This window comes from Okeania sp. SIO2C9 (assembly GCF_010672455.1).
In the GTDB taxonomy this organism is placed as follows: domain Bacteria; phylum Cyanobacteriota; class Cyanobacteriia; order Cyanobacteriales; family Microcoleaceae; genus Okeania.
In genome coordinates this window covers 1-21,359 of record NZ_JAAHGO010000023.1, presented here as the reverse complement: position 1 = coordinate 21,359, position 21,359 = coordinate 1, and the positions used below count along the sequence as shown (strand labels likewise).

Annotated in this window: 12 protein-coding genes; 4 read left to right on the top strand and 8 right to left on the bottom strand. The window is 35.9% G+C overall.

Annotation, left to right across the window (positions count from 1 at the left end):
* Positions 1 to 344 precede the first annotated feature (344 nt).
* The 5 genes from F6K23_RS19005 to F6K23_RS18985 form a co-directional block, all read right to left on the bottom strand.
* Entirely contained in the window at positions 345 to 1,076 is a 732-nt protein-coding gene (locus F6K23_RS19005) for a sugar transferase (RefSeq protein WP_293158726.1), read from the bottom strand.
* A gap of 874 nt (positions 1,077 to 1,950) precedes the next feature.
* On the bottom strand, positions 1,951 to 3,645 hold the full coding sequence (locus F6K23_RS19000; RefSeq protein WP_293158724.1) for a S8 family serine peptidase: 1,695 nt from the start codon (positions 3,643 to 3,645) through the stop codon (positions 1,951 to 1,953).
* Between the two features lie 1,333 nt (positions 3,646 to 4,978).
* Positions 4,979 to 5,623, bottom strand: a complete 645-nt coding sequence (locus tag F6K23_RS18995) for a ribonuclease HII (protein WP_293158722.1) — start codon at positions 5,621 to 5,623, stop codon at positions 4,979 to 4,981.
* A gap of 659 nt (positions 5,624 to 6,282) precedes the next feature.
* The gene (locus F6K23_RS18990; RefSeq protein ID WP_293158720.1) at positions 6,283 to 8,349 is read right to left on the bottom strand and encodes an Rne/Rng family ribonuclease; all 2,067 of its coding nucleotides are present in this window, start codon (positions 8,347 to 8,349) and stop codon (positions 6,283 to 6,285) included.
* Positions 8,350 to 9,788: 1,439 nt separating this feature from the next.
* Complete coding sequence (locus F6K23_RS18985) at positions 9,789 to 12,500, bottom strand: TIGR03960 family B12-binding radical SAM protein (protein ID WP_293158718.1); 2,712 nt, start codon at positions 12,498 to 12,500, stop codon at positions 9,789 to 9,791.
* 418 nt (positions 12,501 to 12,918) lie between these two features.
* Between F6K23_RS18985 and F6K23_RS18980 the strand changes: the two genes are divergently transcribed.
* The 3 genes from F6K23_RS18980 (at position 12,919) to F6K23_RS18970 (ending at position 18,769) form a co-directional block, all read left to right on the top strand.
* Positions 12,919 to 13,098 (top strand): hypothetical protein, encoded by a 180-nt coding sequence (locus F6K23_RS18980; RefSeq protein WP_367267750.1) that lies wholly within the window; start codon positions 12,919 to 12,921, stop codon positions 13,096 to 13,098.
* 2,972 nt (positions 13,099 to 16,070) lie between these two features.
* Entirely contained in the window at positions 16,071 to 17,246 is a 1,176-nt protein-coding gene (locus F6K23_RS18975) for a pyridoxal phosphate-dependent aminotransferase (RefSeq protein WP_293158714.1), read from the top strand.
* Between the two features lie 1,337 nt (positions 17,247 to 18,583).
* On the top strand, positions 18,584 to 18,769 hold the full coding sequence (locus tag F6K23_RS18970) for a hypothetical protein (protein WP_293158712.1): 186 nt from the start codon (positions 18,584 to 18,586) through the stop codon (positions 18,767 to 18,769).
* Here F6K23_RS18970 and F6K23_RS18965 read toward each other — a convergent pair.
* Genes F6K23_RS18965 through F6K23_RS18955 form a run of 3 tightly spaced genes read right to left on the bottom strand, consistent with a single transcriptional unit; the run spans position 18,766 to position 19,677 of the window.
* Entirely contained in the window at positions 18,766 to 19,239 is a 474-nt protein-coding gene (locus tag F6K23_RS18965; protein ID WP_293158710.1) for a hypothetical protein, read from the bottom strand. The two genes, F6K23_RS18970 and F6K23_RS18965, sit on opposite strands and share 4 nt — an antisense overlap.
* Positions 19,240 to 19,254: 15 nt before the next feature.
* Positions 19,255 to 19,449 (bottom strand): hypothetical protein, encoded by a 195-nt coding sequence (locus F6K23_RS18960; RefSeq protein ID WP_293158708.1) that lies wholly within the window; start codon positions 19,447 to 19,449, stop codon positions 19,255 to 19,257.
* 15 nt (positions 19,450 to 19,464) lie between these two features.
* The gene (locus tag F6K23_RS18955) at positions 19,465 to 19,677 is read right to left on the bottom strand and encodes a hypothetical protein (protein WP_293158706.1); all 213 of its coding nucleotides are present in this window, start codon (positions 19,675 to 19,677) and stop codon (positions 19,465 to 19,467) included.
* Positions 19,678 to 20,022: 345 nt separating this feature from the next.
* On the opposite strand from F6K23_RS18955, the gene F6K23_RS18950 reads away from it, so the two are divergent.
* Positions 20,023 to 21,359, top strand: a 1,337-nt coding sequence (locus tag F6K23_RS18950) for a tetratricopeptide repeat protein (RefSeq protein WP_293158704.1), incomplete at its 3' end; no start/stop codon positions are given.

Here is a 21,359-nt window from a genome sequence, read left to right as displayed (position 1 = left end):
AGGTAATAAATTGGCAGGGGAATGTCCATAATAATTAGTTCAATCGCTACAGTGCAAAAGCAATAAATATATATTTATTTTTTTGCTTATATAGTAGGGTTATACTCTCTACCATCCCCAGATTTATAGACTAACCTAAAACAGTTCTCATAACCAAGAGTTTTTAGTTAATATTAATCAACTTGACTCCTTAAAAAATACTATTTCTCTGAAGCAACTAAAACAGATTTTATTTAAACTTATCAATTTGGGTTAGAAAGATAATAGTTGGAAAAATACTATCAACCTCTAACCCTGTAAGAACTTCAGTTAATTTTAAATCACTTAGTCATTAATGGCAAGCCTTAGTAAGCACCATTGTTTTTTGGGAAAACAACAATACCAACTGTTTTAAACATGATCCATATATCTATCCAAAAATTTCTGAAGTTTACATAAAAAAGGTCGATTTGAACTCTCTTAGGGTAGGGAATATCATTTCGACCAGAAACTTGCCATAAACCTGTAATTCCCGGTCTGATTGTCAGAATTTTATCCATGTGATGACCGTATTTTGGTAGTTCTTCAACCACTAATGGCCTCGGTCCTACGACGCTCATATCACCTTTCAAAACATTCCAAAATTGGGGAAATTCATCTAAACTCGTTACCCTGAGAAATTTACCTATCCATGTAATCCTAGGGTCATGTTTTAATTTAAAACTTTCTTGAAATTCTTGGCGCAGATGAGGATATGTTTCCATGATTTCTCCTAACATCTCATCTGCATTTTTCACCATAGTTCTAAACTTCAAACAACGGAAAAGCTTTCGATTTTTACCCACTCTTTCTTGAACATAAAAAACAGATCCTGGTGAGCTAAAGACAATTAGTAAAGCTATAAACAGGTAAACAGGGGCAAACAATATGAGAACCGACAGAGAAAACAGGATATCAAATAATCGTTTATAAAATCCTACCTCTAGGCCCCCTAGAAATCGACTTTTTTGTCTATCTCTGGGGAGGAAAGGTTGAAAACCGTGTCCTGTAAACCCTCTAATTACCTTGCCAGAGATGAATTGGCTATCGGCAGTCATCTTACTCCTTCACTTCACACCACACACAGTCCTGATCATAAAGCTTATAGCGAAATAGAGGGCAAATTTAGTTACGAAAAAGATGACTAATTTTGGAAAAGGACAATTATTTGGCTCTCGCTTCGGATACTTGGGTGCCTCTATTCATATATTTAATACAAATCAAAGATTTGTATTAATCTCAAGATTAACCATGAGGATTATGATAGTCCCATATTTATATGAAATACTAAAATTTTTGCTACAAATACTTAGGCTATTTCAAGGAGTCAGGAGGCATAAATTAGAAGTCATGAGTCACCAGGAATAGCCTACATATCATTTATTAGAGTAAAACTCTGTTTTTAGTCAAATCGACATTTCTGGGTAAAGTTTTTTAACCAGTTAAATTATTCGTATCATTCTTTCTTATATTTCATATTAGATATTTACTATACCTACTTAGTTAATATCACCAGTCAATCGGTAATAATAAATAGTCAGTAGTTAAAATTCAAGTTCAATCTATTGCAACATGAAAGTATAGCAGTACGTTCTTTGGTTAGGACAATAAATTTGAGTGAAAAGGCAATAGGGAGCAGGGAGTTGGGAGTTGAGAATAGGGAGACTGTAGTAAAAAACATCTGAAAAATAGTCTCAAAAGCTTACGTAGCAAGAATTTAACGTAAAATTAGCTTATTTGTCGATCTATCTAGGTTTTCCTCGGTCATGCCACCCAAAGAGCAATTTTGAGCTTATTGATGTATTTCCTTTGTCCTGTATTGGTTTGAGCTATTTTTACCCTCAAAAATATCAAAGTATCTATAGCAAATAGAAGAATCTCCGCGCTCTATTTGCGTAGTGCTATGGTGTGATATTCTACATCTGGCATAGGTCAAACACTAACAGTCGTAGAATTAGCAGTATCAATAATTATATTCTCAATTGCCTCAGCAGATAAACTAGGATTAGCTTGTTTAATTAAAGCTGCTACACCTGCAACATGGGGTGTTGCCATAGAAGTACCAGCAAAGAAACTATATAAGTTACCTGTTATTGAAGGAACTACAGGTCCATAAATATCTCCTGCATCTTCAGGAAAACCATCTCCTCCTGGGGCTACGACATAATCCAGTTCACCTCCAGCTTTATTAGAGAAAGAAGAAAACCTGGCATTTCGATCTACTGACCCAACTGCAATTCCATATTCATTAGCTAATCTTGCTGGATAATCAGGACTACTTAAACCACCATTACCTGCCGCAGAAACAAATACAACACCTTGATCGGCAGCATAACGAATAGCATCAAGTTCGTTCCTAACTAAATTTCTCCCACCAGAACTAAAGTTAATTACATCTGCTCCATTGTCAACAGCATAGAGAATAGCTGATATTCCATCGCTAACTCTACCGACTCCTTCATCATTTAGTACCCGGAGAGACATAATTTTAGCATTTGGAGCTACTCCAGTTGTTCCTACTCCATCTCTCTTCGCAGCAATTGTACCTGCGATATGAGTTCCATGACTTTCTTCATCCCTTGGGTCATTGTCATTATTGACAAAATCCCAACCCCAGGTATCATCTATATAACCATTATCATCATCATCAATACCATTGTTGGGAATCTCACCACTATTACTCCACATTTGGCCTGTTAATTCAGGATGGGTATTATCCACACCACTATCAATGACAGCTACTACAATACCCTCTCCCTGAAAACCTTGATTCCAAACTTCTGGTGCTTTGACTAAATCTAGTCCCCACTGATTTCCGCCAATATCTGGAATATCTGGAAAAGGGGCAGCTCCAATAGCATTGGCCACTGCTGCTGAGGCATCAACTAAACCATATCCAAAAGTACTGTTAAAGCTTGATTGTATAGAACTAGCTGTTTGTGGAACTCCATTTATACTTATACTATTCCCAAAAATTAAACGACTTTCAACAAGTTGTGTGTCAGATATTGCTTTAACTCTTGCTAAAATTAAACCATTTGTCTGAACCTGAATTAATGTATCCCCCGATAAAGAATCTGCCGTTAATAAGATGTCATTTTCTGTTAAGTTTTCTGGTATTTTTATTCTGTCAAAATTAGCATCAAAATCATCAATAATATCTGCCGTATCTATACTATTATTTTCAGGTTCTCGTAGCACAAATGTGTCATTGCCTGCTCCTCCAATTAATGTATCTCTTCCTAAATCTCCAGATATTAGATCGTTACCATCTTCACCTAATAAAAGATCGTTTTCTTTACCCCCAAAAATTGTATCGTTACCAATTTCTCCATAAATTGTATCGTTACCAATTTCTCCATAAATTAGATCGTTACCTTGATTAGCATAAATCAAATCATTATCTCTACCTCCTCGTAAAGTATCCGAACCACCCCCACCAAATATGTTATCGTTGCCTTTATTACCATTAATTAGTTCAGGATTTGATGAGCCTATTACTGTATCATTACCATCTAGAGCTTGTAGACCTTCTGGGTATGGAGTCAGTAAATTTACGGATACAGTAAAGTTATTAGGATTGTTATCTAATAAATAAGAGAAACCATCAGAACTAGGACCAATCATCGTATTCTTTTCTTGATACTGATTTTTAGTATAGACGCGCTTTATTTATTTTGCGTTAAATCATATCTTCCCTTTTTCCCTGATTCCTGAAATTTCATTAATCTTTAGCAACTTTTCAAAGTTATTATTTCTGATTATTCCTATTGATTAGGAGTCTTACTTATTCCTATATTAATTATTTTCCATTTCATATTCAGCTTTTTGATAATTCTTTTTATTGTATCTTTACTTACCTCTATTTACAATTTTTTTTGAATTTTAACCATCACTTTATTGAGACTTTTTGATTCAAATTTTACCATCTATTTTGTCTAAAATTTTTAACCTACATTCCGCACTTCAAAACTTAGTATAAATGGCAAGTAGTCAGTAGTCATTTAGGGGAGCAGTCGGATTGGCGATGTACATTAGTCAGTAGGGAATCACCCTGGCTAATTATCTGACTCCATCAAATATTTATGCTTGATTTATTCAATTTAATTTGGCTTCCGTATCAGTTAAATTATGATTATTTATAGACTATAAATACCGATAACACACTGATATTTGTGCTACTTTTTATGTAAAAAATTGACGTGGTAAATATGATTTTCAAAATCATTATCCCCTTTTAATGCCCAATTTTTTCAATTATTCTTTACTTTTTGTATGCAACGAGCAACTTTATTACTCTTAATAAATACCACCATGTGATAGTCTTAAATCTAATCTTTTCTTGAATTTTTTGATTTGCTATTCCCTTAAAATAGGTTTTTTCCTATTTGCTGTCGTTCGTTATTGTTTAAATTTTTGAAGACTCTATCTCCTTGATTATTGTATCTTGATAACAATTTATTTTTCATCAGGCAATGTAGCAAGACCTATATTAGTAGTGGAATAACCACTCTTAAATGTTGCTTTGGAAAAAATGCTCAAACTTTGCCAGAATAGAAATTAAACTCAAAAAGCTACAGCTATTCAAAAGGCCATTGAAGAAGGTGAAATTAAATTTATCCAGAAAAATGCTGGGGGACTTGATGTTTGCTTTAGTTGTGTATAATTTCTAGAACTAAATAGGGTTTGCGCTCATAAAGTCTTTTTACTGAGGTAGGAGACAGGAGACAGGAGACAACCCACCCCTCGCCCCTCCCCCTCCCTGGAGGGGAAGACAGAAGAAATGGCTTGGGAGCGAGGAGGTAGGAGCTAAGTTTTGTCAATTTGGGATTTTTCTACCATAGTCAGCCGAAAATACTAGCATGCATGAGCTTTTTGCACCGAAAAGCTGGCACCCCCTTGAACCCCAAAAAGGCTTTAGCCTTTATTTATCAATACTTTGAGAATTAATCAGCAAACCCTAAATAGTAAATAGGGAAAGCTGGCAAGGACTAAATGACATACGGTGTTGAGGCGATCGCCCATAATTTAATATTCCTTGCTTGTGCTTTTTTGTACCATAACCTTTGTTATTAGTCAAGTCATAAACAGGATACTTCTTTGCCAGACGTATAATTAATGTGTCTCGCCAAACTTTAGCCACAATACTTGCAGCAGCGATCGCCAAACATTTACTATCTCCCTTAACAATGACCTTCTGAGGTATAGATAAATCTTTAATTTGCTGATTCCCATCAACCAAAACCAAACTTGGCCGATACTCCAACCTGAGAACAGCTCGCTTCATAGCCAATAGAGAAGCTTGTAAAATATTCAAACGGTCAATCTCGCGCACGGAAGCTATACCAATTTGACAGTCCAAAGCTATAGTTTGAATCTGACTAGCCAAATGACAACGACGCTTTTGTGTTAATTTTTTACTATCTATTATTTCGCCTCCCTTATTAAGGGAAGCTAGGGGGGATGCCAAGTCATCCAAAACTTTTTCTGGCAAAATTACTGCTGCTGCCACTACAGGTCCAAATAATGCTCCACGTCCCACTTCATCCACACCAGCAGTGAGAGGTAAAGATGTAGACTTAATTAGCTCTATAGGGTATACCATTTATTCTTGACTAGGGGAGTGGGGGAGTGGGGGAGTAGGGGAGTGGGGGAGAAGTAAACATGGGAATAATTAACAATAACTGGTTAATAATTATCAAAAAATTATTCATTATATGTTAATTACTTAATAATTGAAGTTTCACTTAAGCGTAGCATTTTTTTTCACATTGGTATTACAGAACTGAGGTTATAGATATAGCAAGGAACGAGTTGGTGTTTGACAGAGATTGATGATGAACCTGAGACAGAGAAAAGATTTTACTCTCCTTTAAAGGAGAAAAATTTTCACGCTCTGCGTCAATCTTTTTCTTTTCAAGGAGAAGTAATTATTAATTATTAATTAGGGCTTGCTGATTAAAGATCAAAGCATTGACTGATATTGCTTTTAGGCAATTTATGTCTGGAAAAAGTATGAGCTTTTGAGAAGCTCAGGTTAAAAAAGTGAGGATTTTCACCGAAGCACGCAGCCGAAAAATCACTCTTACTATCATTTTGGCCACTGACTCTGTAATTCCCATTTATTCTACGTCCTAACTACTGCCTACTGCCTACCCCATACCCCATACCCCATACCCCAGCAAAAATACTTTCTATAAGCAAACCCTAATTATTAGTTGTTAAAAACTGTTCCCTTTTACCTGCTATGAATATAAATTCTGTTTATTCTTCTGTAGCTGCTGAAGAACGACGACGACGACGGCGAATTGGCCCTGAGTCATCAGAGTCATTGCTATCTGAACTTAGATCGACATCTGAATCACTCAATTCTGCCTCGTACTGACCATGTTCATCTTCACTATCAAAATTAATTTGATCCTCTTCCTCTAAAGACATTGATGAGTCAACCTCCTCTAATTGTGGATCTTCTAATTGTGGATCTTCATCGTTATTCTCCTCTTCGTACTCTACTACTGACTCAAGGTCAACATCTTCTTTTTTTTCTGTTGTTTCTCTAATACTATTATCCCCAGGTTCCTGAATAGAAATAATGACTGATTTGGAATTTTTAACTGTTCCCTCTTCTAAAAGAGTTATTGGAGAAATACCCATCAAAGCATAGACATCCTGCTCATCAGGTGTCATTTCTACTGTCACTATTTCTGGAGGTTCAGTAATAGGTCTAATTATCTCTCTTCCCGGACGTCTATTGGGTGTTGTTAGTGGATATCCTTCTGAAAGCATAGGATATTCCATCTCTGTGCCCATTTCTCTTTCTTGCAATTCTAATGATTCATCTTGCATTGTTTCACCGACTCCTACTCGTCGCCGTCGTCGCCGTCGGTTAGATTCTTGATAACTAGGGTGATTCAACAATTCTAAATCTGAGGAATGATGAGTAGACTCTACTTCTTGATATCCTTGTGTAGTCTCCCCAGTAGAAGTTTGAGTTGCTGTTACCAAAGTTGGAGGAGCAATAGTTGGTCTCATAGTTTCTTCGACCTCTGGGGTACGACTAACCACAGGCAAATTAACTTCCTCCATGGGAATTTCTGATTCGCCTGGTAAACGAACTAAATGTCCCAATCCATTACAGCTAGGACAAGTGTGACCAAAAAGTTCATATACATTTTGACCTTGGCGTTTACGAGTCAACTCAACTAACCCCAATTCTGATAACTGAGCTATTTGAGGTCTTGCTTTATCAGCTTTGAGAACTTGATTAAAGTGTTCAAGAACTTGCAATTGGTCTCGCCGTGAGTCCATATCAATAAAGTCCACAATAATGACCCCAGCAATATTACGCAGGCGTAGCTGACGGGCTATTTCTGTAGCTGCTTCACAATTTGTCCAAAGTACTGTTTCCCTAGCTGTAGCGGAGCGTGTGAAAGAACCGGAGTTGACATCTATCACGGTTAATGCTTCAGTCGGTTGAATAATAATGTAACCACCAGAGGGTAAGTCGACTCTAGGTCTAAGAGCTTCTCGAATGGCTGCATTAACCCGGAAATATTCTAGGATAGGGATACGATCGCTATGATAGTCTATTAAAACTTGTAGTGGTTTGCCCCCGCTCCAGTTAAGCAGGTGTTTTTTGACTCGCTTCACTGCTTCACTAGAGTCTACTACAATCCGATTTACATCTGTGCTATACATATCTCGCAGCACTCTTTGAATAAAGTCACTATCACGATTTAGTAGTGCAGGTGCTCTGTTGGAGTTGCCCTCCATTTGGATTGTTTCCCACTGTTTTTGCAACAGTTCTAAATCTTCTAGAATTGCTTCTTCTTCCATTCCTTCTGCTTCAGTACGGACTAATAGTCCCATACCTGCTGGTTTGATTAAAATCGCTAATGCTCTGAGGCGATTTCTTTCGTTTTCAGAACGAATACGTCGGGATAGGTTGACTCCCCGTCCATAAGGCATGAGGACTAAATAGCGGCCTGGTAGAGTTATGTTGCCTGTTAAGCGTGGTCCTTTTGTACCAGTGGGTTCTTTCATCACTTGCACTAGGACTTTTTGTTGGGGTGTCAGTAGTTCTGTTATTGCACCGGAAGACCGTTTTAATCTTAATGGCCCTAGGTCGCTAACATGAATAAATCCGTTGCGTTCGGGGTCTCCAATATTTACAAATGCTGCATCTATCCCAGGTAGTACATTTTCTACAACTCCTAGGTATATATCACTAACTTGATGGCTACCTGTAGCAACGACAAGTTCTTGTATTTGGTCTTCAGAAAATACCGCAGCAATTCTATGTTGCTCGGCAATAATTATTTGCTTTGGCATTCAATTTCCTCAATTGCTTTATAAAAATGTGGCGCTATAGATGTAAGTCACCTTTGGTGTTATTTAGGTTATTTGTAATCTTGAATATTTACTACAATGCTTGTGTGAACTTTTCTTCTTTTTTTTTGATAATGCTTGGTCTGGTGTTGAGTAGTTTACCGAAAAATTGGGTTTAAAGCCTCCCTCTTTTAGGGGGACTTTGTGCTATGCTAAAAAAAGCGGATCAGGTATTCAACTGCTCTAAAAACCTATAGCTACGTAAATTGTAGCGTTTGAACCTTGAAAACTGCGGTCAGACCCCGCGTCGCCGTCAGACGCAAGGAAATGCTGACCAAGAGAAGAGTTATGGGGTTTTGTACAGTAATGCTTGTACTTAGGAATTGCTCTAAGCAACAAGTACCAGAACACCAAAGTTTTTTTAAGGTTTGAACTGTACCGTAGGTCATAGGGGAACAGGTTCTTAGAATAGAGCAAACCCTTGGGGAGAGAACCATCTCTGGATTAGATGTCGCAAGGTGTTTCATTTAAGTGGACTCATTGTTGGCGTAGCCTTGCGTCAGCAAACTAAGAATCCTGGTTTCAGGAGAATCCTCGCGCGTTTACGCCGGGGAGTATGTTAAGCTTCAGTTTACCCTTACCAATTTGAATAGTTCCACCAAATTATTATATATTACGGTATTTTCAATTCTTAACACTAAAAATCATCCAATTTTTTTACAAATCTTCATTTTTCGATCTGTTCTATTCAATATAGCACTACAAGAATTGGTCAGTACATTTTTCAATCCTAAAACCATTTTACAGTTTGCTGTTCCCTATTCCCTAGCGCATAGCGCTATAGTTTAAAATATTTAATTTTTTAGGAACTTACTTAGAACTAGATAAATTAAATTTTATTGTCAGGATAGGTTATTGCAACTAATCAAGCTGTAATATTTAAATTCCACATTATTTTATTTAAATCTTCCTTAGATGAACAGCGTCATCAATTATTATTTGAGACACAATTTGACATTTTTTTTGTCAAAGTTTTGAAATCTACATACTATTGAAGTTTATGAAGATACATTTCCACATTAATCTAAAATTATATTGCTTTCGATTCACATTTTTGTAATTTGAATTAACTTTCTGAACTTTTCACTACCAAAAAAAATACATTATGTCAGCTTTGCTAGTCATAAATTATCTGGTACATTTTTGCTGTCAACTCTACAGTGGAGGGTAGATAAATTCATTAGTTAATCTCGGTAACAAATATTTTTTAGAGGTACAAAGTAAGATAGTAAAGGTTTCCAAAATTCCATTTATTGATGTTATTTATGAAATTTATTTTCAAGCTTATACTTTCTGACTTTTTTCCTCCTTTTTCGAGTAATTTTTTCAAATCTGACACTTACAAACAAAAACCTATCTATAAGATTCTTATTTAATTTACATCACCTCAAAAATAACTTTTTCCGGTGAGAATGCAGTAATTCAAATTCCTGTTTGCTTACTTGTTCCAGCATATAAATTATATGTTGTGGTCGTAGTAAAGTTCCATCATTCTGATAACTTCCTACATAACGAATAATGCCATCTATTTTAGCATCCCATTTCGTTTCTAAAGAAAAAATATCAGTGGTTGGGTACTCTATAAACTCCAACTCAAATAAGCGATCGCGTAAGTTAATAACTTTTACTTTACCCGATTTTGTGGTTTGTTCCCACAGAATTGATTCACTATTATTAATTGCCTCTACCCAACCTTGCCAATTTAGCTTTTCTTCTGTTCTTTGATTGTAGAAATCTTCTGTTAAATTTTCTGAAGATTCAGCTATTTTCCGGACCTTCAGAATATATTCTGCTTTCTCCAATATCTGAGATACAGAAGGACTCTTTACCTCTATTTCTTCAACCCTATATATAGGTATATCTTTTGGTAAAGCAGCTCCCAGTTTATTTTGAAATGCTACCACATCCATTGGTTCTGTCAACTCAAAATCCACAATTTCCCCTGTGCTAGTTGTTCCAAGAGATAAAGCACTAGCCGGAATAATTCGTGGACTTGGATGATATCCTCCGGTAAAAGCAATGGGTATAGAGCTGCGACGAACTGCACGAGCAAATAGTCGAGCTAAATCTAAATGACTAACCAAAGCCATTTCTCCCAACTTTCCTAGCCAAACTCTTAGACGTTGTACCTTATTCTGGTTTGGCACAAACTGACCATCAAATTCTGGAATAGGCAAAGGCGGAACTACAATATTATGACCTAAATCTGGACCACATACACCACAATGAGAACAAGTTGCAAAAAAGCAGTCCGGAACAGTTATTGCTGCTAAAGCTCTATGCAAATCTTCTTTTAGCCAATTTTTATCAATTCCAGTCTCTATATGGTCCCAAGGTAGAGGTTGGTCAAGTAGAGATGATAAGTTTTGAGCAGAACTAATTTCAGTAGAATTTTCTGTATTTTTAAATACATTCCACTCACCATTTTCTACTTGGCGATATTTCCAACTTAAGTCTGATTCTGCAATAGCTTCACTCCATGCAGCAAAAGCTCTATCCAAACTTTCCCACCAAGAGTCCATTCCTGCTCCTCGTTCCCAAGCACGGCGAATTACAGATGCTAGACGGCGATCGCCTCTACCCAGAAAGTCTTCCATTGCTGAGATACGAACATCGGTATAATTTACCTTTACACCTTTCATTCTTCTAAATTCTGTCTTCAGTAATTCTTGCTTACGTTCAAATTCAGCTACTGAGACAGAATGCCACTGAAAAGGTGTATGAGGTTTTGGAGTAAAGTTGGAAATTGTCAGAGTCACCTGTAGTTTCTTGCGACCTTTAGCTCTGCACTCTTGTTGTAACCAATTAACTGTTTCTGCAATACCTAACACATCCGCATCAGTTTCACCAGGTAAACCAATCATAAAATAGAGCTTAACTTTATCCCAACCTTGTTCATAAGCGGTTTTGACTCCTCGCAACAGTTCTTCATTTGTCAATCCCTTATTAATAATGTCCCGCATTCTTTGGGTGCCTGCTTCTGGAGCAAAGGTCAGACTACTTTGCCTCGTACCACCTATAATATTGGCAATATTTTTATCAAATCTATCAACTCTTTGACTGGGTAAAGATAGAGAAATATTTTCATCTTTGAGGCGGTTTCTAATTTCAGTGCCCACTGCTGGTAATGCCAGATAATCAGAACAACTTAGGGAAAGTAAAGAAAACTCATTATGTCCGGTAACTCTCAAACCCTTTTCGATAGTATCTACTATTTCTTCTGGGTCTACATCTCTTGCTGGTCGAGTCAACATACCTGGTTGACAAAAGCGACATCCTCTGGTACAACCACGTCGTACTTCTATTACCAGTCGGTCATGGACTGTTTCTACATAAGGAACTAAACCTATAGAATAAGCTGGCATAGGTGCGGCCACTCGGCGCAATATTCTTTTTGGCACGTCCTCACGAATGGGGAATACAGAGCCATCTTTAGCCATTTCATAAAATTGTGGCACATACACCCCTGGAATTTGGGCTAAATCTAAGAGTAATTCTTCTCTAGTTAGTCCATTAGTTTTCCCTTGTTCGACGATTAGTCCAATTTCTGGTAGTAACTCTTCTCCATCTCCTAAAGCAATAAAGTCAAAAAAGTCTGCATAAGGTTCTGGGTTTGAAGTTGCTGTTTGGCCTCCTGCAAAAATTAAGGGATAGGTTTGTTGTGCTTGAGGAGAGTGGGAGGTTAATTTTCGTTCTTGCCAAGTTAGGGGAATACCTGCTAAACTTAGCATTTCTAAAATATTTGTGGCTCCTAATTCATAACTGAGGCTAAATCCTAGAATATCAAAGTCAGTGAGCGGTCGCCTTGATTCAACAGCAAATAGTGGGGTGTCTGTAGCTCGTAATTTCTGTGCTAAGTCTGGAGCTGGTAAATATGCGCGATCGCATAGTTGTCTTGGTTGAGAGTTTAAGATGTTATAAAGAATTATATGTCCTAAATTAGAAGCTCCTACTTCATAAACTTCTGGATAGGTTAGTACCCAGCGGACTTGAGGGTTGTCCCAAGGTTTATGGAAAGCTCCCAACTCATTACCAAGGTAACGAGCAGGTTTTAAGATTTCTGATGTTAGTAAATTCTCTGCTGCTACTACCACTATTTGTACCTAATTTGTATTTTCTGGACACACATATTTTGGCGTTGCTGAAGCGCGTGTATGATATTAATCTTAATTACTGAGGAGTCAACCCACCCCTAACTCCTCCCAGGAGGGGAAAAACCGAGTCAGGAGGGAAGAAAGAAGAAGAAACAGAGTAGTAGAAGGAGGAAGTTTTTTACTCGCGCTCTTATCCTGACACGATATCGTACCTCAAATCAGCAATGCCCATATTTCAAGATAGCATCAAAAACTTATACTTTGAAATTCTGATTCACGACGACAAGTTACTCCTAATTTATAGTCCAACTTGATTAATATCACTCTTTTATCTGGGATTGGATCACCTACAAGAGTAAGCATTTAGCAGAGAATTTAATTATGTAGGGTTTTTCTATTAGCAATGGAACCAAAATGTATGATTCAGAAACTTGTATCTAAAGCTCTTTATTTTCGCAGACTGACTCCTGAAATCGAAAATCAAATCAACTTTGAGTTGACACGACTTGGCTATATTTCTGATGTAGATTATGAAGCTTTAGAATTATTAATGGAGGAGATGGATGCAGGCAGAGTTCAGCTTGTTCCCAGTGTATAAACTGCAAATCGTTTTAACTTTATTTTGGTTGAAAATTTCAGATATTTAACTGATATCTAAATATCTATCAATTGTTGGTTTTTGGTAGTATATATGAACTTTTGATAAATAGCTTTGGTCTTTGGAAAGTGAATATTAATTGGTACAATTATTTAGTTGAGATTGTATCTGAATCTAGTGATGAAGTTTAATTATAATGATCTATTTTTTTAGGGTGCATAAATCTGGGTTTTGTATATAACTTTGATATTTGATATAGAATTTTTGAAGTAGATTTTTTTGATTTGGTTGGAGATAAATTTAAGAGGCACAAGTGAAGTTTCTTAGGTTTAGATTTAGATTTTTAGTGTTGATTATTTATTTATTCTTTTCAGGCTTTCTTTTCTACATTATTAACACAATATCTAAACTTTATAAGTTTTAATTAAAATGTTTAATTACTTTTATAGTGCTGCGTGCAAGGCAACAGGGAAATACAAAAGGGTTTTCCTACGGAATGCTGCGCAAACAGTTTCTATTCATGTCAAACACCTTAATGTGTAGTGCTTTAACGAAGTCAGAAGTCAGAAGCGAGTGTGTAATTCTGAGGTCCCCTCAGAATGTAAGACACACTCAAGACAGTTATTTTTGTAACGGGGATTTGAGCAACTCTCCAAAAATATTTCACCTTAAAAGCGGGGTTTTAGACCCATGTTATTTTGATAACTTTAGTCAAATTCATTGAAGAAGGCAGCTATGTTGTTTGTGCAGCATGATCTAGGAAAAGGGAAATTGCTTATGGAGTTCTTATAGCAAATTGATAAATATTTGCTACAAATAGCTAGTGCTGCTACGCGGAAGTTAAAAGTCATGCATTTTAAAGTCAAAAGTATTGATTTGGGCGTTGCTGAGTGGTAATGATTTTTGGATTAAGTATCAACGCAAAATATAAGTTTTTCTGTAGTTGAATAAAAAGTCATGCGTAGGGGCGAGTAATACCCAATGATTACATGGTATCACGATTTGTCTTGAGTGTGTAATTCCGAGGAGACCTCGGAATTACACACTCGCTTTTTGAGGATGCAAGAGAAAATACCTTGCCGCTTTTTTTGAGCTTCACAAAATGATAACTTTTCTTTGGTTTGTGAATATAGCGATGGCTTCTACATGAGTAAATATATGAATGTGTTGATGGGGCGGGTAAATTGTGCGTCTGCTACTTGTTTATCTGAGTGCTTCACAGGATGAAAATTTTCTGGTGCTTTGATGGTGTGAGTATCTCTGTATCTCTATATATATTCAGTGGCGAAATGCTGTTTTTGGGTTGAATAAAAAGTCATGCGTAGGGGCGAGTTACACCCAATGGTTAAATGGTATCACGATTTGTCTTGAGTGTGTCTTTCATTCCGAGGAGACCTCGGAATTACACACTCGCTTTTTGAAGATGCAAGAGGAAATACCTTGCCGTTTTTTTTGAGCTTCACAAAATGATGGTTTTTCTTTGGTTTGTGAATATAGCGTTGGCTTCTACATGAGTAAATATATGAATGTGTTGATGGGGCGGGTAAATTGTGCGTCTGCTACTTGTTTATCTGAGTGCTTCACAGGATGAAAATTTTCTGGTGCTTTGATGGTGTGAGTATCTCTGTATCTCTATATATATTCAGTGGCGAAATGCTGTTTTTGGGTTGAATAAAAAGTCATGCGTAGGGGCGAGTTACACCCAATGGTTAAATGGTATCACGATTTGTCTTGAGTGTGTCTTTCATTCCGAGGAGACCTCGGAATTACACACTCGCTTTTTGAAGATGCAAGAGGAAATACCTTGCCGTTTTTTTTGAGCTTCACAAAATGATGGTTTTTCTTTGGTTTGTGAATATAGCGATGGCTTCTACATGAGTAAATATATGAATGTGTTGATGGGGCGGGTAAATTGTGCGTCTGCTACTTGTTTATCTGAGTGCTTCACAAGATGAAAATTTTCTGGTGCTTTGATGGTGTGAGTATCTCTGTATCTCTATATATATTCAGTGGCGAAATGCTGTTTTTGGGTTGAATAAAAAGTCATGCATAGGTGCGAGTTACACCCAATGGTTAAATGGTATCACGATTTGTCTTGAGTGTGTCTTTCATTCCGAGGAGACCTCGGAATTACACACTCGCTTTTTGAAGATGCAAGAGGAAATACCTTGCCGTTTTTTTTGAGCTTCACAAAATGATGGTTTTTCTTTGGTTTGTGAATATAGCGATGGCTTCTACATGAGTAAATATATGAATGTGTTGATGGGGCGGGTAAATTGTGCGTCTGCTACTTGTTTATCTGAGTGCTTCACAAGATGAAAATTTTCTGGTGCTTTGATGGTGTGAGTATCTCTGTATCTCTATATATATTCAGTGGCGAAATGCTGTTTTTGGGTTGAATAAAAAGTCATGCATAGGTGCGAGTTACACCCAATGGTTAAATGGTATCACGATTTGTCTTGAGTGTGTCTTTCATTCCGAGGTCTCCTCGGAATTACACACTCGCTTTTTGAAGATGCAAGAGGAAATACCTTGCCGTTTTTTTTGAGCTTCACAAAATGATGGTTTTTCTTTGGTTTGTGAATATAGCGTTGGCAGAGCAAGTGCGTTAACTACAGTGAAATTATCAAGATATTAATAACTAGAATAATTCACTATTAAATAGCTTTCAGCTAACATCTTGGGTAGACATTTCTTTGAAATTGTATTGTTCTTGGTTTCAGTAGAAGAAATATAAGTTGTTTGGGGAGCATCCTGTGAAAAAATGCTGAATGCTGAATGCTGAATTGCTAAAAGCTTTTACTAGATAATAATTTTTTAGACCGGGATTTTAACTAAAACTACAACGGAAAAATCTGAACATTTAAAAAATTTTACTTTTGACTTTGAAAAACTCCTGACTCCTTTTTAATTTGATAAGATACACTTTGCTATTGTAAATTAATTTAGTTTAGGAGTCTATAGAAATTACTATGCAGCTTGCCAAAAGGTTAGAACGAATACCACCTTATCTCTTTGCCGAAATTGACCGTAAACGGAATGAATTAATTGAAAGAGGAGTTGACATCATCAATTTGGGTGTAGGAGATCCAGACCAACCAACACCAAAACATATTATTCAGGCAATGCATGAGGCAATTAAAGACTCCACCAATCATCATTATCCTCCCTACAAAGGTATAAAAGAATATAGACAAGCAGCAGCAGATTGGATGAAACGTCGGTTTGCCATTGAAGATTTAAATCCAGAAACAGAAGTAATTTCTTCAATAGGTTCTAAAGAGTCAATTCACAATACTTTCCTAGCTTTTGTAGATCCAGGGGATTATACCATAATTCCTGACCCTGGTTATCCAGTTTATCGCACCTCAACAATTTTTGCGGAGGGTCAACCCTATCCAATGCACCTCCAGACTGAAAATTGGTTGCCAAATTTAAAGACTATTCCTCAAGAAGTGGCTCAAAAAGCAAAATTATTGTGGGTGAATTATCCTAATAATCCAACTGGTGCCACAGCTACTTTAGATTTTTTTGAGGAATTAGTAAATTTTTGTCGCCATTATGACATATTACTATGTCACGACCATGCTTATTCTGAAATGGCTTATGACGGTTATAAACCTCCTAGTGTATTACAAATTCCTGGTGCAAAAGATGTAGCAATTGAATTTCATAGTTTATCTAAGTCTTACAATATGACAGGATGGCGGATTGGTTTTGTGGTAGGAAATAGTTTGGGAATTAAGGGATTAAGTCAAGTTAAATCTAATGTAGATTCTGGAGTATTTAAAGCAATTCAAAAAGCGGCGATCGCTGCTTTTTCTACTACTGAAGAAGAGTTGCAAAGTTTAGTAGCTGTTTATCAAAGGCGAAGAGATATTCTAATAGAAGGTTTACAATCTTTAGGGTGGCCGATTCAACCTAATTTAGCAAGTTTATATGTATGGGTTCCGGTTCCGAAAAATTATACATCTCAAGAATTTGTTAACTTTTTGCTAGACAAATGTGGCATTATCGTGCCTCCTGGAAATGGATATGGTGCTTCTGGAGAAGGGTTTTTTCGTATTGCGTTAACAGTGGAAGAAGAACGGATTTATGCAGCATTAAAAAGAATGAAAGATGCAGGAATTAGTTATCAATTAAAGTAAGAAGAAAGAAGGAAGAAGGAAGAGGGAAGAGGGAATAGGGAAGAGAGAGAAAGGCTATTAAGCAAGAAAAAACTTAAATTTCCTGTAGATATTAACCTTTGGGTTTACCGAATAATTAATAATTCAATAATTCTGGTTTAAAGCTGATCCTTTTAAGGGTAAAAAAGCGGTCGATGGATGGCGCCATTCGGAGCGGCTCTGATAAGAGCGGGTCTCGGAGTTATATCCAATCGACCAAGAGAAGAAATAATATTTCCTTATATTCAATTCGGTAACGGTTTTAACCAGAGGTAATTAGGGTTTGCGTATGGAAAGTCTTTTTGGTGGGGTAGGAGACAGCGATACTGGAGACAGGAAACAGGAGACAGGAGGAACGGGGAATGTAGAGTAGGTAGGAGTAAGAATTGTAAGAATGATTTTTCTGCTCAACTATTGCCTAAAATACTAATTTTTTGAGCATCAAGAGCTTAAAACCAGGTACTTTTTTCGACCATAAAAAGGCTAAAATATTTATATGTCAATGCTTTTAGATTAGATCGGTAAGCCCTAATTATCAATTATCAATTATCAATTATCAATTATCAATTATCAATTAATAAAATAAACCATTGCCTTCGGAGATTATATTAAGGGTGAAAAAGCTGAGTATTCTCAACAGGTAAAGAAGAAAAAGAAGAAGTAATTGTTAATTGTTAATTGTTAATTGTTAATTATTAATTGTTAATTATTAATTATTAATTATTAATTATTAATTATTAATTATTAATTATATCCCACCGATACCAATAACGAGTTACTAACCAAATAACAGAAAGTAATCCGGCAATACTTAAAGTTAATCCACTATAGGAAACTAATTGGTGGGGTAGGAGACAGCTATACTGGAGACAGGAGACAGGAGGAACGGGGAATGTAGAGTAGGTAGGAGTAAGAATTGTAAGAATGATTTTTCTGCTCAACTATTGCCTAAAATACTAATTTTTTGAGCATCAAGAGCTTAAAACCAGGTACTTTTTTCGACCACAAAAAGGCTAAAGTATTTATATGTCAATGCTTTTAGATTAGATCGGTAAGCCCTAATTATCAATTATCAATTATCAATTAATAATAGGAGACATTAAACTCCAGACAAATTTTGCATCAATTAAGCGAGTACAGTAAGTCAAAGTCAATAAACAAGCAAAGAAAATTCCGCCTAATATTGCCAGGTCTCTTCAAGAATTTAGAATTAAGAATTTAGAATTTAGAATTACCTCTCCTTGAAAAGAAGAGGATTGACTAATCATGAAATTTTTTATTTATTATCCCCTTAAAAGGGGAGGCTTTAAACCCAATTTTTGGATCAACTCAAAGGTAGGGAAAAATATAAGAGAATTAACCACCATAAAAATAATAGGGGAGCTAATATTAATAGACGGGGTAAAATGCCTGTATTTTTAACTGGGTCTGTGGCGGTAAAAACTCCAAAAGGATTTTTGACAGAAACATTATCATCAAATATCCAAGTAAATTTACGACCCTAATTTGATTTGATTGATTCGATAGTTTCAGTGGGAACAATGCTACTAGCAAAGTCTGCTTTGAGAAAATTTGCTAATGCTGTTAATCGGAAGTTTGATAATAGTTGATTATTGGCATTATAAATCCAACGGGGTCTGCCTTGAGCTTGATAGTTTACTTTGAAATTGATGGTTTTTTCAGGGGATAAATTAAAGGGAAAACTATAATTTCCAGGGTTAGTAGGAATTAATCTTTGATTGTTTTGTTCAAGGGGAAAGTTTTGAAGTAAAGAATAGCCATAAGGAGGACGAATTTCAAAGAAAAAATCCTGGATATCTTGAAGTTTGTTAGTAATTTGATATTCTGCGGAAAAATCTACAACATAAATAGCCTTGAGATTTTGAACGTCTTTAGCTTGGTTAATATTTACTTCAATTTCTGAGGAATTTATTCTGAGATATTTATCGAAATTTCTCGTACTTTGAAGTTCCACCTGTTTATTATTAATCTACTGATAATATGTATATGGTTCTTCTACTATATAACGAACTTTTGGAGCCATTTTTTCGAGGCGATCGCCTGCTACACCAGCAACAATTTTTACGATTTTTGCTTGTTCCCAATGATGATAACGATTACTAAGAGTTGAACCAAGAAAAAATCCTCCCACTAACAAAATTAAAACTAGAATTAGATGTGGCAACTTTTTAAGTAAATTTTAATATTGAGACACTAATTCATTAATAAAAATGTTTGCTTCTGATTCTTGATTACGGAGAGTAAAACTGATAATAGCTATACTTAAACCAAAGAAACCAATGAGAATAATTAATATCAGAGATACTTTCAGAATGTGATTGCCAAATTCAATTAATTCTTGGGGATGAGTAAGATCGGGAATATTGGGAATGCCTTGAGTAGGTTGCGACATATTTTTAAAGTATAGTAGGTTTTAAGTCTTAAATTATAGTTCTTAGGTATGGGGTAATTCTGCAAAACTTAACGACAGGAGATAGTTGATTAAATCAACATTATTAATTGTCCATCTGGAAAGACTCTATAGCAATTCTAAATAGGCTGTAAAAACTCAAAAAATAGATAAAAACTCTGAAGCTGTTACTCCGTTTGTATATTGTCTTTCAGAGCTGTTGCGTTTTTCAACGTTATTTTTTACATAACCAAAATAGGACTACTATAATAATAGCTACAAATTTAAAAATTTAATTCCGCTACTCTAACTAATTTGAATCAACAATTTTATAAGTAGGCTAAATTTATGGAAAATAAGACATTAGAAAATATTTTTAAGTCCGCAGTAAAGAATTATCAAAAAGGAAATTTAAAATTAGCGAAAAAATTCTGCCATCAAATCTTAGAAAGAGATACAGAAAATTGGCAGTTGCTGAATTTATTAGGGGTTATTGCTGGTTTAGAAGGGAAACCAAAAGAAGCAGTTTCCTACCTCAGTAAAGCTGTGAAACTAAATCCAAATAATCCCGAAATTCATAGTAATCTTGGTCTAGCACTGAAGGATAGCCAGCAACTTGAAGCTGCCATTGAACATTATCAAAAAGCCGTTGAACTTAAGCCAAATTATGCTGAAGCATATAACGGTTTAGGGAACATATTTTTAGAGCTAGGAAAACTTACAGAATCTCAACTTGAAGCTGCCATTGAATATTATCAAAAAGCCCTTGAACTTAAGCCAAATTATGCTGAAGCATATAACGGTTTAGGGAACATATTTTTAGAGCTAGGAAAGCTTATAGAATCTCAAAAATATTATCAACAAGCTCTTAAATTAGATAAAAATCATGCAAATGCTCACTTTGGTCTGGCAAGTATCTTGCTGAAACAAGGAAATTTTATTCAAGGATTTAATGAATATGAATGGCGCTGGCAAAAGAAAGATATTAGCTCTCGTAATTTCTCTCAAACTTTGTGGGAGGGCTCAAATTTTCAGGGCAAAACTTTGTTAGTTTATACTGAACAAGGTTTGGGAGATTCCATTCAATTTATCCGCTATATTCCTCTAGTGAAAAAACTAGGAGGGCGGGTAATTGTTGAATGTAATCAAGCAGGACTAAAATTATTATTTACTACTGTCTCAGGAATAGATGAATTATTTGTTAAAGGTGAAACTTTACCAGATTTTCACCTGCAAATTCCATTAATGAGTCTACCTCAAATTTTGGCAACTACCTTAGAAACTATACCTGCTGAAATTCCTTATTTATCTGTTCCTGAATCTACTGACTTTCAGATGCCACCTGCTCCAGAAAAAAATCTCAAAATCGGCATATGTTGGCAAACAAAGAGTAACATTAACACTAGCCAAAAACGCTCTTGCCCAGTTGAATATTTAGAGGAAATTCTCAGTATAGGTAAAGCTAATTTTTATATTTTACAAAAGGAAGTATTGCCAGCAGATTTAGAATGGCTGAACTCTCAAACTAAAGTATATAATAATGGTTCATCTTTTAAGAATTTAGCTGATACAGCAGCAGCAATAAAACAATTAGATTTAGTAATTAGTATAGATACAGCAGTGGCACATTTGGCAGGAGCATTAGGTAAACCAGTCTGGATTTTATTACCTTTTGATTCTGACTG